We start from the raw sequence: 14,267 nt of genomic DNA, 5'->3' as shown, positions 1-14,267 counted from the left end.
TGATGCCACTGTCACGCGGCCGACGGCTGGTCCGCTTGGGCCGGACGGATCCCGATGGGGGCCGTTCGGTCCTCCCCGTAGCGGCTCTCCTCGGCGGCGGCGACGTGCTGCTTGACGGCGGCGAAGCTGTCGGGGGCGACGGAGATCGAGTCGATGCCGGCGCGGACGAGGACGGCGGCGTAGGCCGGGTCGTCGCTGGGCCGCTGTCCGCACAGGCCGACCGGACGTCCCAGGGTCTGGACCCGTGGGAGGAGGATCCGGATGAGGGTGGTGACGGCCGGGTCGTTCTCGTCGAAGACGTGGGCCAGGGCTTCGGAGTCGCGGTCGACTCCGAGGGTGAGCTGGGTGAGGTCGTTGCTACCGATGGAGAAGCCGTCGAACCGCTCGGCGAAGTCCTGGGCGAGGAGGATGTTGGCGGGGATCTCGGCCATCACGTAGACCTTGAGGCCGTTCTCGCCGCGCAGCAGTCCCTCAGCCGCCATTACATCGAGGACCTTGTCGGCCTCTTCGAGAGTGCGGCAGAACGGGATCATGACGATCACGTTGGTCAGGCCCATCTCCTCGCGCACCCGGCGCAGGGCCTGGCATTCGAGGGCGAATCCTTCCCGGTAGCCGTCGCTGTAGTAGCGGCTGGCGCCACGCCATCCGATCATCGGGTTGGCTTCCACCGGTTCGAAGGGGCGGCCGCCGAGGAGCTTGGCGTACTCGTTGGTCTTGAAGTCGCTGGTGCGGACGACGACGGGGTCGGGCCAGCGGGAGGAGGCGATCCGGGCGATGCCGTACGCGAGGCGGTCGGTGAAGTACCGGCCGCGGTCGAGGTAGCCCTCGGTGAGCTGGTCGACGGCGCAGCGGTCGGAGGCATCCAGGCGCTCTGGATGGAGGAGGGCCATGGGGTGCACCTTGACCTGGTGGGCGACGATGAACTCCAGGCGGGCCAGGCCCACGCCGTCCGCGGGCAGCCGCCACCAGCGGAATGCGGCGGACGGGTCGGCGAGGTTGAGCATCACCCGGGTGCGGGTGACGGGCAGCGCGGACAGGTCCGTCTCGGTCTCCTCGTACGGGAGACGGCCCGCGTAGACCTTGCCCCGGCTGCCTTCGGTGCACGAGACGGTGACGGCGGCGCCGTCGCGCAGGGTCGCGGTGGCGTTCCCGGTGCCGACGACCGCCGGCACGCCGAGTTCCCGGCTGACGATGGCGGCGTGTGAGGTGCGGCCGCCGTGGTCGGTGACGATGGCAGCGGCGCGCTTCATGACCGGTTCCCAGTCCGGGTCGGTGATCGAGGTGACGAGTACGGCTCCGGCCGGGAAGCGTTCCAGGTCCACCGGCGTGTCCATGCGGCACACGGTGCCCGCTCCGATGGCTTCGCCCACCGCGATGCCCTCGGCCAGGGCGTCGCCCGGGGCGGAGGTCAGGCGGCAGCGCCGCAGGGTCGTGGTGCGCCGACGGGACTGCACGGTCTCCGGCCGGGCCTGGACGATCGCCAGGTCGCCGGTGATGCCGTCCTTCGCCCACTCCAGGTCCATCGGGCAGCCGTAGTGCTCCTCGACGGCAACCGCCCACTCGGCGAGCTGCCGCACCTCGGCGTCGGTCAGGACCGGCCGGGCCTGCTCCTCGGGGGTGGTGTCGACGGTGTCGGTCAGCCCGCGTTCCGCATAGACGGCCTTGCGGCGCTTGGCGCCGATCCGCACGTCGATGACGGGGTTCAGGGCCGGGTCCTTGAGGCCGGGCTTGAAGACGGTGTACTCGTCGGGGTCGGTCTGTCCGCTGACCACCGTCTCGCCCAGCCCGCAGGCCGCACTGACCACGACGACGTTCGGGAAGCCGCTCTCGGGATCGAGGGTGAAGATCACCCCGGCTCCGGCGAGATCTGAACGGACCATGACCTGGACGCCGACGGAGAGGGCTACCTGGAGGTGGTCGAAGCCCATCCGCTCCCGGTAGTCGATCGCACGGTCGGTGTGGAGGGACGCGAAGCAGCGGTGCACCGCGTCCACCAGTTGCACGGCGCCGCTCACGTTCAGGTAGGTGTCCTGCTGTCCGGCGAAACTGGCCTCCGGCAGGTCCTCGGCGGTGGCACTGCTGCGTACGGCGACCTCCGGGTCGGAGCGGCCGAGCTCTAGGCCGAGCTCCTCGTACGCGGCGACGATCTCGGCCGTCAGGGCTTCGGGCAGGGGCTCGCCCATGATCAGTGAGCGGATGCCCGCGCCGACGTCTTCGAGCGCGACACCGTCGTGGAGCCGGTCGAGCTGGTCCTGGATGCGGGTGCGCAGGCCGTGACCGCTGAGCAGTTCCTCGTAGGCGTCGGCGGTCGTGGCGAAGCCGGGCGGCACCTGCAGGCCCGCGTCGGTCAGTCGTCTGGTCAGTTCGCCCAGGGAGGCGTTCTTGCCGCCGACTCTGCCGACGTCGCCCCGGCCGAGTTCGGTGAACGGTACGACGCGTCGCGTGTGTCCCATGACGTCCTCCGGGGCTGCGTATCAGCGGGGATCAGTACGGCAGGGGGCGGCCGGACGGCGTGCGCAGATCCAGCGGGGCGGGCTTGTGAGGCTGCTTGGGCCGGGTCTGGATCCGAATGCGCTGCATCGTGGTCACCCTCTTCGGAAGGCGACGCCGGGATGGCGTCCGAGTTCCACGATCACGCGGCAGGCCAGAGGGGCCGCAGTGCCGAGGGGGCCATTCACGCGGGGCCGAGTGGGCCGCTGCGGTACGGGGCCGATCGGCCCAGGACCCGGTACCGAGGTGGCCGCCCCGGATCGCGGCACGAGCGTATTCGCCCTGCTCAGGGCCATCAGCACGAACACGTCGTCCACCCGTGCCACGACGCCGATGGCCACTGCGAGGACGTGGAAGGGTCAGCAGATCTTGCCGGGTCGGACAGCGGTGGCCTTGAGGAGGTCACACAACAGGGCAAAATCGATGCTCTCCGACCTGCGGAACCGCAGGCAGCCCTTGCCCATGTCCTGCTCGGCCAGCCGTTCCTCGAACGCTTCGCGGACATCACTGCGCATGAGGTCGAAGGAGATGTACTGCTTCTGGCTGGCAAACGCGATCTCACAGGCGCCGTCGCGCTCGTATGCGGGCATCCCGTAGGCCATGACCTCGTCGAAGCCGACCAGCTCTTCACGGCACAGCTGCCGCACCTCGGTCAGCGCCACCCTGCGTTCCCCAGGAACCTCGGTCAGGTAGCCGTCAACGTCCCGTGTAGGGCCCGCCTCGCCGGCTTTCGCACACGGTAGGGGCGGCCACCCGGTCGCTGCCGTTGAGGTACGTGTCGGCCTGGGGTGGGGCTACTGGACTGGCACGTCCGCCCGGACGATGGTGATCGGACATGGCGCGTGCAGCGCCGTCTGATGACTCACCGAACCGAGCAGGGCTCGGCTGAAGCCGCCGCGTCCGCGGCTGCCCACGACGAGCATGTCCGCACCCTGTGCCGCATCGACCAGGACGTCGACCGGATTGCCGCGTACGAGGCGTTGGTGCACGGAGGAGGCGCCGTCCTCGCCGAGAACCGTGCGGACCTCCTCGACCAGCCGGCGCTCGGCTTCCTCCTCGTCGAACGTGGTGTCCACCGCCGGCGCCGACCACGATGCGGCACCGGGCAGGTCCCATGCTGCGACCGCCTCCACTCGCCCGCTCACCAGGTCTGCGTACCGGACCGCCCAGCGCAGCGCGGCCTGGGACGAGAGCGATCCATCGACGCCCACCACGATCCGCGGAGCCTCATGCTGCCTGTCCATTCCGTTCACCCTTCCAAACGGCTGATACATCCACAGTGTGCGCATCGCGAACGCACCGCCACGCGGGCACGCAGTGGGTGCCGATCTACCCCTTGGGGAGCCTGAACCAACGCTCCTGACCTGCGGCAATGCGTTCGCTCCGGTCACCGGGCAGAACCAGGGGCACCGACCCCAGGAGCGACGAGGAGACCTTGATACCGAGCCGGCCGGGGCGGAATCGGATGCGGATGCCGCGGTGCCCCAGGTAGGAGATCGAGAACGAGGACCCGGGCACTTCCGAGAGGGGCACCGGGCCGATGTGCAGGCCGTCGCGCTGGGGTTCGAGTCCGACGATGCCGCGTTCGACGAGGTCGAGGGTTCCGCCCATGGCGCCGAGGTGGATTCCTTCGCCGGTGGTCCCGCCCTGGACGTCGGTGATGTCACTGAGCAGGGCTTCCTGGCAGTACCGCCAGGCGTCCGGACCTTGCTCCCGGGCGAGGACCCAGCCGTGGACGAGGCTGCTGAGCGTGGAACCGTGGCAGGTGCGGTGCAGGTAGTAGTCCACCGTCCTGCGCCAGAGGTCGCCGTCGAGGCGGTATCCGAGCCGAAGGAACAGCTCTTCAAGCTCTGTGGGGCGGAAGAGGTAGCCGAGCATGAGGGTGTCGGCCTGCTTGGACGCCTGGTAGCGGTTGGGCGTGTCGCCTTCGGCTTCCAGAATGCGGTCCAGGCGGCGGATGTCGTGGTAGCGGGCGCGGTAGCCGTCCCAGTCGAGCTCGGCGAGGTCCCCGTATCCGTGGAACTGGCTGATCACGTCGCGATGGAACGGCACGTACAGGCGGCGCGAGACGTCCTCCCAGGCGCTGAGGTCGTCAGGGCCGATGCCGACGTGTGTGAGGAGCTCGGCGCGTCGGGCAACAGGGAGTTCCCCGTACAGGTCAATGGCGCGGGCCAGTACCCACGCGGCGGTGACGTTGGTGTAGGCGTTGTCGTCTATGCCGGGAGCCGCGGCGTCCGGGTAGGCGTCGTGGTACTCGTCCGGGCCGACGACGCCGCGAATCCTGTAGCGGCCGAGACTCTTGTCCCAGGTGGCCGCGCCGGCCCAGAAGTGGGCTACGTGCAGGAGGAGTTCGGCACCGGGGCCGTACATGAATCCGGCGTCGCCGGTGGCCTGGCCGTACCGCCACACGTTCCACGCGATCGCCGACCCCACGTGGCGCTGGAGGTGGGAGTGGTCCGGCAGCCAGCGACCCGAGCGTGGATTGAGGTGCAGCCGCTGCGTCTCCTCGGCACCGGAACTGCCGCTCTGCCAGGGAAACATGGCACCCTTCGCCCCGGCCCGGCGGGCCGCCTCCCGAGCAGCAGGGAGCCGTCGGTGCCGGTACATCAGCAGGCCGCGAGCGGTCTCGGGGAGGTGGAGGGAAAGGTAGGGCAGGACGAACAGCTCGTCCCAGAAGACGTGTCCCCGGTACGCCTCGCCGTGAAGGCCGCGGGCGGGGACGCCGGCGTCGAGCTCGGCGGTGTGCGGCGAGAGGGTCTGCAGCACGTGGAAGGCGTGCAGCCGCAACACCTTCCCGGTCTCGCCGGGTACCTTCAGCTCTCCTTCGGTCCACAGGCGTTGCCAGGCTGCGCGGTGGGAGGCCAGCAGGGAAGGGAAGTCCGGGGCGTGTGCGGCGCAGTCGATGCTGCACCACAGGGGATCGGCGGAGGGGCGGTCGAGTGAGGTGCACAGGGCGGCGGTCTTCACGACGACGACCGGGGCGGCCCGCTTGATCGGCAGGACGAAAGTCTGTGTGGCGGTGGTGGCTGTACATGCCCTGCATACCGGCGCCAGAGGGAGTGCCGAAGTACGGACCGCGAGCCCGATCCGCACCCTGGATGTGGTGGTGGTGCAGGACAGCCAGGCGGTGCCCTCGGCCTCCACTCCTGCCCGGTGCTCGACGAGGTGCCGCCCGGCCAGGGCGCGGTAGCGGTCGACTCCCGCGTTCGTGATGTCGCCGTCGAGTACGGACTCGATCTCGATGCTGCCGCTCCAGCCGGACGCCCTGAAGACCGTGTTCTGTGCCGCCAGGTTCGGGTCGCCCATGTGGACGAGGCGGGTGTGGGTGACGCCCAGGCGGCGGCCGTCTGCGTCGTGGAAGAGCATGTGGCGGGTGAGCGTACCGGCGCGCAGGTCCAGCGATACGTGGCTGTGGCGCAGGGTCGGATGATCGGGCGTGAGCCAGTCGCCGGGCGGTGCGCCGTCGGGGAGGCAGCGGTACCGCAGGGCGGTCCAGTCCGGCAGCCGGACCATGTCCTCGTTGGAGGCGGTTCGTCCGCCGATGGTGGAGGTGAGCCGGTTGTAGCAGCCGGCGAGGTAGGTGCCCGGGTAGTGGATGTCGTCGGCGACGCTTTCGGGGGCTGAACCGCGGGTGGCGAAGCGGCCGTTGCCCAGGGTGCACAGGGATTCGACCAGCCGCTCGGTTTTGGGGTCGTAGCGGTGGTACTCCCAGCGCCAGGCTGTGGTCACGGGCATTCGCCTTCGAGCGCGTCGGGCAGCCGGCCGAGGTCGGGGAGGACGAGATCGGCGCCATGCGCAGCCAGGGCGTCCCTCATGTGTGGGTCGTCCTCGCGGTCGATCCCCACCACAAAACGGAAACCGCCCCGGTGTCCCGCCTCGACGCCGGCGAGCGCGTCCTCCACCACGGCGGTGTGTGCGGGAGGCACGCCGAGACGGCCGGCAGCTTCGAGAAAGAGGGCAGGGTCGGGTTTGCCCGGAAGAGTGAGCGCGGCCGCGTCCTGGCCGTCCACCAGGGCGTCGAAGTAGCCGACGAGGGCTGCGGATTCCAGCAGGGAGCGGGCGTGCCGGGAGGCCGAGACCGCTGCGCACCGGATCGCCTTCCTTCGCAGTTCCTCAAGCGCGGGCTGTACGTCCTCGAAGGTACGGACGCCGTCAGTCCGCAGCATCGCGGAGAAGACCTCCTCCTTGCGGGCGGCGACCGCGTGGACGCTGGCGCACCCGGGCGGGTCCTCGGGGGATCCCGGCGGAAGGTCGACTTGTCGGGCGGCGAGGAAGGCGCGTACTCCGTCGAGGCGAGCCTTGCCGTCGACCAGGTCCCGGTATTCGCGGACGGCGTCGAACGGGCGCGGTCGTGCACCGGCGCGCGACTGTTGCCACTCGAGGAGGCAGCCGTCGAAGGTCTCCTTCCAGGCGGCCGCGTGGCGGTCCGCCGTGGCGAGGAGCACTCCGTCGGTGTCGAAGACGACCGCGCGCAGTTCGTTCATCAGTCGTGCACCACACGACGGCCGGTGATCCGGACGGGGGTGAGCTTCATCCAGTGGTCGCGCGGGCCACCGGCCCAGGGGTGGGACCGGGCCGTGGTGTTGAGGTGGTGGATTTCGTGCGGGTCCGTGACGGCGGCCAGTTCGCCCACGGCCAGCACGCTCCAACCGCTGGCGGTCACGTCGTCGATGTTGTCGATCTCGAAGGCGGCCTCTGTCCCGGCCGCTCTGGCCGTGACGGCTTCCGCTGCGGTGCGGAAGGCGATGTCGGATCCGGCAATGAGGTAGTTGACGGGGAGGACGGCCGGGCCTTCAGGAGTGAAAACGGCGATGCGGCCCACGCCACGCGTGTTCAGCAGCCGCCGGCATTCGGTCTCGTCCAGCGGTACGAGCGTGCTGTCGCGCCGGGCGGTGGATCGGCCGGCGACGCGTTGGGCGCTGGCGCCGGTCAGGTCGTCGACGGTGAGGCCGAGGGCGTCGGCCACCCGGACCAGGGTGCCGATGGCAGGACTGGCGGCGTACTCCTCCAGGTAGGCGACGTACGTTCCGTCGGCGCCGCATCGTCGGCCGAGTTCGTCGCGGCTCAGGCCGAGGGCTTCGCGGCGGGCCGCCAGGCGGCGGCCCAGGTCGGTGCGTCCGGTCATCTCGCCGGACTGCTGGGGATGGGTGCTCGGCATGCTCTTCACGGCGCTCACTGCTCCTGGGGCGGTACGGCGACCGTGTCGTGCTGCGGTCCGCCGAGCACGACCTTGAGGGCACCGGTTTCGCCGGCGCGCGAGAAGACGTCGTACGCCTCTTCCATCTGGTCCAGCTCGAAGCGATGGGTGACCATCGCGGCCCCGGGCAGGCGGCCGGCGGCCATCATGCGCAGCAGCATGGGGGTGGAGTGGGTGTCGACGAGGCCGGTGGTGATGGTGACGTCCTTGATCCACAGGTCTTCGAGGTGGAGGACGGCGGGCTTGCCGTGGACGCCGATGTTGGCGACCCGGCCGCCGGGGCGGACCATGCGGGTGCACATCTCGAACGCCTCGGGCACGCCGACGGCCTCGATGACCGTGTCCGCGCCGAGCCCGTCGGTCAGGTCCTCCACCAGCCGCTCGGGCTCCTCGTCGGCGCTCGCGGTGGCATCGGCACCGAGGTCACGCGCGGCAGCGAGCCGGGAGGCGGCGAGGTCGACTGCGATGATCCGCCCGGGGCTGTAGAGCTGTGCTGTGGCGATGGCGGCCAGGCCGATGGGGCCGGCACCGACCACGACCACGGTGTCGCCCGGGCGCACGTTGCCGTTGAGTACGCCGACCTCGTAGGAGGTCGGGAAGATGTCGGCGAGCAGTACGGCGTCGTGGCTGGCCAGGGCGCTGGGCAGTGGGTGTACGGAGAGGTCGGCGAAGGGCACGCGTACGTATTCGGCCTGGGTGCCGTCGATGGTGTGGCCCAGTACCCAGCCGCCGCCTCCTCGGCACTGCCCGTAGTGCCCTTCGCGGCAGAAGCGGCAGCGGCCGCAGGCGGAGATGCAGGAGATCAGGACGCGGTCGCCGGGGCGGACGCTGCGGACGTCGCCGCCGGTCTCGACGACGGTCCCGACGGCCTCGTGGCCCAGGATCCGTCCGGGGGTCACTTCTGGGACGTCGCCCTTGATGATGTGCAGGTCGGTGCCGCAGATGGTGACGGCGTCGACCCGGACGATCGCGTCGGCGGCGTCCTTGATGGAGGGGTCCGGGACGTCCTGCCAGGAGGTCTGTCCGGGCCCGTGGAAGACGAGTGCCTTCATGGCGCGGCCTTCTCTCTGTGTGCTGTGCGGGAGGGGGTCACCGTCAGGCTGTGCCCGTGTCCCTCCGTCCCGCTTGGGCCGGTCGGCCCCTACCCGGGGCCGGTCGGTCCCCAGCGGACGGGGCGCTGCGGTGCGACGGTGGAGACCGGCATCCGTTCCGAAAGGAGGGCTGCTGCCATGTCCCAGTCAGCCCAGTCCCCCGCTTCCGCCCGCCCGGCCCTGCTGAGGTTCCTCGGCGGTGTACGGACGGTCACCGGCAGCAAGTTCCTGGTCGAGAGCGACCACGCCCGGATCCTCGTCGACTGCGGACTCTTCCAGGGTGTCGCGGACCTACGGCGCCGCAACTGGGACAAGCTGCCGTGCGACGCCTCGGACATCCATGCCGTCGTCGTCACGCACGCCCACCTGGACCACTGCGGGTACCTGCCGCGACTGGTCCGGCACGGATTCCGCGGACCGATCCTGACCAGCGCCACCACCGCCCGTCTCGCCGAGATCGTGCTCCGCGACAGCGCCCGCCTCCAGATGGAGGCCGCCGAGCACGCCAACCAGCACGGCTGGTCCAAGCACCGGCCCGCCAAGCCGCTCTACGACGATGACGACGTCGACCACACGGTCAAGTACTTCGACCCGGTACCGGTGGGCAGCGAGATCGAGATCATGGCCGGCACGAAGCTGATGTTGCACCACGGCGGGCACATCCTCGGCTCCGCCTGGGCGCACCTGACCCTGGAGGACGGCCACACCCTCGCCGTCAGCGGCGACCTCGGCCGCCCCGGCCACCCGCTCCTCCTGCCACCCGAACCGTTCACCGGCGCCGACGTCCTGCTGATGGAGTCGACCTACGGCAACCGCCGCCACGACCACGAGAGCGCACGGCGCGAACTCGCCTCGGCGATCACGCGCGCACTGTCCCGTGGCGGGACGGTGGTCATTCCCGCCTTCGCGATCGACCGCACCGAGGTCGTCCTGCACGAGCTGGCCACCCTGCGCAGCGACGGCACCCTGCCCCGCCACGTACCCGTCTACGTCGACAGCCCCATGGCACTGGCCGCTCTGGACGTCTACCGCGAGGCCGTACGGGCCCACTCCCCCGAGCTGCGCCCCGAGATCCTCGCCCAGGGCGAGGCGGCGATCAGCCCGGAGCCCTTCCAGGCCGCCCGGACCGTCCAGGAGTCGATCGACATCAACAACTCCACCGGGCCGGCGGTCATCGTCTCCTCCGCCGGCATGGCCACCGGCGGCCGCGTCCTGCACCACCTCCACCGGATCCTCCCCGACCCCCGCAACGCAGTCGTCATCGTCGGCTTCGCCGCCGCCGGAACCCGCTCCCGCGACCTCGTGGACGGCGCGAAGGTGCTGAAGATGTTCGGCGAGTACGTCCCCGTACGCGCCGAGGTCGCCGACGTCCCGCACTTCTCCGCCCACGCCGACGCCGACCAGATGATCGACTGGCTGCGAGGCGCCCCGGCCCCGCACACCACCTACCTCGTACACGGTGAGGAGAGCGCCTCCGAAACCCTGCGCGACCGGATCGACGACGAGCTGGGCTGGACGGCCGTCGTACCCAAGTCCGGGGAGGCCGTCCTGGTCCGCTGACCGGGGCCGGACGGCCCCGGCGGTGTGCACCGCGCGGCCCTCCCGGCCACGGTGGCCCACCGAGCAGGGTGGGTACGAAGGGTTGGAGGCACTCCATGAGCACCATGCACAGCATCCTCGAAGCGATGGCACCGGAAGCCCGCGATGCCCTGCTCGCCCACTCCCACCAGGTGACCTTCCCGGTCGGCACCCGCATCTTCAAGGAGCACCAGCGGGCCGAGAAGTTCTGGATCGTCCAGTGCGGGACCGTCGACCTCGACACCCACGTGCCGGGCCACAAGAACGTGGTCGTCGACACCCTCGGGTACGGCGAGCTGCTCGGCTGGTCGTGGATGTTCCGCCCCTACAGCCGGCACCTCGGCGCCACGGCGACCCGCGAGGTGCGCGCTCTGGAGTTCGACGCCGCGGCCGTACGGGAGCTGTGCAGCGAGGACTCGGCCGTCGGCCGGTCCGTCTCCACCGCAGTCGCCGCGGTCATCGCCGACCGGCTCGACTCCGCCCGCACCCGGCTCCTCGACATGTTCGCCCCTCACGGCAGCGGCACCCCGCTCGCCTACGCACGCTGAGGACTCCGTCATGACCTCCACCCCGTACACCGTCGCCGACGTCATGACCACCAAGGTCATCGCCGTCACCCCCTCGACCGGCTTCAAGGACATCGCCACCGCGATGGAACGGTGGAAGGTGACCGCCCTACCCGTCATCGAGGGCGAGGGCCACGTCGTCGGCGTGGTCTCCGAAGCCGACCTCCTGCCCAAGGAGGAGTTCCACGAGCACCGCCCGGGGCTGATCGAGCAGATGCGCCGCCTCGGCGACACCGCCAAGGCCGGCTCCTCTCGCGCCGAGAACCTGATGACCACTCCGGCCGTCACCATCCGCCCCGACGCCACCCTGCCTCAGGCCGCCCGCCTCATGGCCGACCGGCACGTCAAGCGCCTCCCGGTCGTCGACGCCGACGGCACCCTCCAAGGCATCGTCAGCCGCGCCGACCTCCTGAAGGTCTTCCTACGCAGCGACGAAGAACTCGCCACCGAGATCCGCCGCACCGTCGTCGAGCGCCTTTTCCCGCTCTCCCAGGAAGCCGTCAAGGTCACCGTGGCCCAAGGAATTGCCACCCTGACCGGCGCGGTCCGCGATTGAGGTTGTTCCTGTTTGGCGGACAGGTTCGATGTGTTGGTCAGGTTGCTGTGGTTTCGTACTCGGCTGGGCTTTGGTAGCCGAGGCTGCTGTGGAGTCGGCGGGTGTTGTACCAGCCCTCGATGTACTCGAAGATCGCGCTTTTGACGGCGGCTCGGATGTGCCAGTTGTGTCGGCTGACCAGCTCGGTCTTCAGGGTGGCGAAGAAGGACTCGGCGAGGGCGTTGTCCCAGCAGACGCCGGTGCGTCCGACGGAAAGCCGGATGGACAGGTCGGCTGCGAGGCGGGCGAAGGCGTGGCTGGTGTACTGGGTGCCGCGGTCGGTGTGGAAGACGACCGGGCCCTTGGGCCGGCGCTGGTGGCAAGCGGTGGTGAGGGCCTCGGCGGCCAGGCTGGTGCCCAGGTGGTCGGCGGTGGCCCAGCCGACCACGCGGCGGGAGGCGATGTCGATGACGGTGGCCAGGTAGAGCCAGCCCTCGCCGGTGGGGATGTAGGTGATGTCGCCGCACCAGCGGGTGTCGGTCGCGGCCGGGTGGGTGCGGAAGTCGCGTCCGACCAGGTCAGGTCGAGTGCCGGAGGCCGGGTCGGGGATGGTGGTGCGGTGGTTTCGGCGGCGGTGCCGGCCGATGATGCCGGCCTGGCGCATCAGGCGGGCGACCCGGCGCCGTCCGCAGTCCAGGCCTTCACGCAGCAGAGCGGCGTGGATCCTGGGGGCGCCGTAGGTGCCGCGTGAGAGGTCGTGGATCTCGCTGATCCGGCCTGTCAGTTCTTCGTCCCGCAGGGCCCGCGGCCCGCGGGTTTCCTGGCGGCGTTTGTAGTAGGCGGACCGGGAGACCTTCATCAGCTCACAGGCGCGTTTGACGCTGTGACCTGCGTGTTTCTCCGCCTCGATGAACGGGTGCACCGTCACCGGGTCCCCCTCGCGAAGAAAGCCGTGGCCCGCTTGAGGATCTCGATGTCCTCTCGCAGGCGGCGGTTCTCCCGCCGCAGCTGGGCCAGTTCCTCCCGGTCGTCGCGGTCCAGGTCCTTGGGCTGGTGACTGTCGTCGGACTGCGCAAGCCACAGCCGCACCGCGGACTCGGTCAGGTCGAAGTCCTTGCAGATATCGGGCACCGACCGGTCCCCGCGCAGGCACAGCTCGACGATCTCGGCCTTGAAATCGGCCGTGAACTGCCGCCGCTGCCGCGGCTTCTTCTTCGGCATGTTCTCCATCATGGACATCCCTCCCCGAGCACGGGCCCGGATCTCGGATGTCCGCCAAACCGAAGCAACCCCGTCCCGCACTTGCAACGCAGGACCTACCAAGAAAGCAGACAGGAGGTGTCCCCGCCACTGAACTGACCACGTGAGTTTCGCTCGGAATCCGGTTACACAAGGGCGCCGGTGGAGGCGGCAGGCCCGCCAAGCTGCCGCCCCAGATCCAAGAGGTTCGCACGCACGTCCGGTGACAACAACGGTCGTTATGTGCCAACGATCGTTGTGAGTCACAGGCCCTCAGCGGCGGACCCTCGGCATGCCCAGGCCGATCCAGGAGATGATCTCGCGCTGGATCTCGTTGTTGCCGCCGCCGAAGGTGAAGATGACGGCGCTGCGGTAGCCGCGTTCCAGCTCGCCGTGCAGGACCGCGCCCGCCGAGCCGTCCTTGAGGGAGCCGGCGGCGCCGACCACCTCCATCAGCCAGGCGTACGCGTCCCTGCGGGCCTCCGAGCCGTACACCTTGACGGCGGAGGCGTCCTGCGGGGTGAGGGTGCCCGACTGGACGGCGCCCACCATCTGCCAGTTGAGCAGCTTCATCGCGTCGAGGCGGGCGTGGGTGCGGGCGAGGCGGCCGCGCACCCAGGACAGGTCGATGACGCGGCGCCCGTCGGCCAGCTTCGTCGCGGCGGCCCAGCGCTGCACGTCGTGCAGGGCGCGGATGGCCATGGTGCCGTGGGCCGCGAGGGTGACGCGTTCGTGGTTGAGCTGGTTGGTGATCAGGCGCCAGCCCTTGTTCTCCTGCCCGACGCGGCGGCTCGCGGGGACACGGACGTCCTCGTAGTGGCTGGCGGTGGTGTCGTGCGAGGCCAGGGTGTTGATCAGGGTGCAGGAGTAGCCGGGGTCGGAGGTCGGCACGAGCAGCATGGTGATGCCCTTGTGCGCGGGGGCGTCCGGGTCGGTGCGGACGGCCAGCCAGACCCAGTCGGCGGTGTCGCCGTTGGTGGTCCAGATCTTCTGGCCGTTGACCACGTAGGTGCCGGTCTCCTCGTCGCCCTCGCGGACGGCCTTGCACTTGAGGGCGGCCAGGTCGGTGCCGGCGTCGGGTTCGCTGTAGCCGATGGCGAAGTCGATCTCCCCGGAGAGGATCCGGGGGAGGAAGTACGCCTTCTGCTCGTCGGTGCCGAACTGCATGATGGTCGGGCCGACGGTGTTCAGTGCCATCAGCGGCAGCGGTACCACGGCCTGCGCGGCCTCGTCGAAGAAGATGAACTGGTCCATGGCGGACATGCCGCGGCCGCCGTACTCCTTCGGCCAGCCCACGCCGAGCCAGCCGTCCGCGCCGAGGCGGCGGATGGTCTCCCGGTAGAAGCGCTTCTGCGCGGCGGGGTCCTCGTAGCGGGCGTAGACGTCCTCGGGCACGAGCTCGGCGAAGTAGGCGCGCAGTTCGGCGCGCAACTGCTGCTGCTCAGGCGTGTATTCGAGGTGCACGGCCCCTCCGGAGGTCTGGCGGCACTGCCGGTCGCTGTGGTGGCGGCGGTCAGAGTAGAACCCGTTACAGGAATTGGGAAGGGCCGGGAGTTCCGTGGGGAACTCCC

Annotated in this window: 13 protein-coding genes; 3 read left to right on the top strand and 10 right to left on the bottom strand. The window is 70.2% G+C overall.

The genetic code is table 11. The features are described from left to right. Positions 1–11 precede the first annotated feature (11 nt). The 7 genes from ppsA to OG553_RS30970 form a co-directional block, all read right to left on the bottom strand. Complete coding sequence (gene ppsA / locus OG553_RS31000; protein WP_405982146.1) at positions 12–2,453, bottom strand: phosphoenolpyruvate synthase; 2,442 nt, start codon at positions 2,451–2,453, stop codon at positions 12–14. Positions 2,454–2,849: 396 nt separating this feature from the next. Beyond that, positions 2,850–3,152: a DUF1801 domain-containing protein gene (locus tag OG553_RS30995; RefSeq protein ID WP_405982145.1), complete on the bottom strand. Its 303-nt coding sequence runs from the start codon at positions 3,150–3,152 to the stop codon at positions 2,850–2,852. A 132-nt stretch (positions 3,153–3,284) separates the two neighbouring features. Beyond that, positions 3,285–3,734, bottom strand: coding sequence for a universal stress protein (locus OG553_RS30990; protein ID WP_405982144.1), 450 nt, complete (start codon positions 3,732–3,734; stop codon positions 3,285–3,287). A gap of 85 nt (positions 3,735–3,819) precedes the next feature. Beyond that, entirely contained in the window at positions 3,820–6,225 is a 2,406-nt protein-coding gene (locus OG553_RS30985; RefSeq protein ID WP_405982143.1) for a glycoside hydrolase family 65 protein, read from the bottom strand. After that, complete coding sequence (locus OG553_RS30980) at positions 6,216–6,974, bottom strand: HAD family hydrolase (RefSeq protein ID WP_405982142.1); 759 nt, start codon at positions 6,972–6,974, stop codon at positions 6,216–6,218. Before OG553_RS30980 ends, OG553_RS30985 begins: the two co-directional genes overlap by 10 nt. Further along, entirely contained in the window at positions 6,974–7,648 is a 675-nt protein-coding gene (locus tag OG553_RS30975; RefSeq protein WP_405983188.1) for a helix-turn-helix domain-containing protein, read from the bottom strand. The genes OG553_RS30980 and OG553_RS30975 overlap by 1 nt, the downstream gene beginning before the upstream one ends. 14 nt (positions 7,649–7,662) lie before the next feature. Further along, complete coding sequence (locus OG553_RS30970; protein WP_405982141.1) at positions 7,663–8,739, bottom strand: zinc-dependent alcohol dehydrogenase family protein; 1,077 nt, start codon at positions 8,737–8,739, stop codon at positions 7,663–7,665. Between the two features lie 177 nt (positions 8,740–8,916). Here OG553_RS30970 and OG553_RS30965 point away from each other — a divergent pair, with 177 nt between their 5' ends. The 3 genes from OG553_RS30965 to OG553_RS30955 all read left to right on the top strand — a co-directional run bounded on the left by OG553_RS30965 (position 8,917) and on the right by OG553_RS30955 (position 11,478). Then, positions 8,917–10,338 carry an MBL fold metallo-hydrolase RNA specificity domain-containing protein gene (locus tag OG553_RS30965; RefSeq protein ID WP_405982140.1) on the top strand — a complete coding sequence of 474 codons (1,422 nt, stop codon included), beginning with the start codon at positions 8,917–8,919 and terminating at the stop codon, positions 10,336–10,338. A gap of 95 nt (positions 10,339–10,433) precedes the next feature. Then, positions 10,434–10,904: a cyclic nucleotide-binding domain-containing protein gene (locus tag OG553_RS30960; RefSeq protein WP_405982139.1), complete on the top strand. Its 471-nt coding sequence runs from the start codon at positions 10,434–10,436 to the stop codon at positions 10,902–10,904. Positions 10,905–10,914: 10 nt separating this feature from the next. After that, positions 10,915–11,478 carry a CBS domain-containing protein gene (locus OG553_RS30955; RefSeq protein WP_405982138.1) on the top strand — a complete coding sequence of 188 codons (564 nt, stop codon included), beginning with the start codon at positions 10,915–10,917 and terminating at the stop codon, positions 11,476–11,478. Positions 11,479–11,515: 37 nt separating this feature from the next. On the opposite strand, the gene OG553_RS30950 is transcribed toward OG553_RS30955, so the two are convergent. From OG553_RS30950 to OG553_RS30940, 3 genes are all read right to left on the bottom strand, one after another. Further along, positions 11,516–12,385, bottom strand: coding sequence for an IS3 family transposase (locus OG553_RS30950; protein WP_405982137.1), 870 nt, complete (start codon positions 12,383–12,385; stop codon positions 11,516–11,518). After that, positions 12,382–12,690 carry a transposase gene (locus OG553_RS30945; protein ID WP_405978164.1) on the bottom strand — a complete coding sequence of 103 codons (309 nt, stop codon included), beginning with the start codon at positions 12,688–12,690 and terminating at the stop codon, positions 12,382–12,384. Before OG553_RS30945 ends, OG553_RS30950 begins: the two co-directional genes overlap by 4 nt. 279 nt (positions 12,691–12,969) lie before the next feature. Continuing rightward, on the bottom strand, positions 12,970–14,160 hold the full coding sequence (locus OG553_RS30940) for an acyl-CoA dehydrogenase family protein (RefSeq protein ID WP_405982136.1): 1,191 nt from the start codon (positions 14,158–14,160) through the stop codon (positions 12,970–12,972). Positions 14,161–14,267: the final 107 nt, after the last annotated feature.

The organism is Streptomyces sp. NBC_00158 (assembly GCF_045160885.1).
Classification (GTDB): Bacteria; Actinomycetota; Actinomycetes; order Streptomycetales; family Streptomycetaceae; genus Streptomyces.
This window is presented reverse-complemented; position numbering and strand designations above follow the sequence as displayed.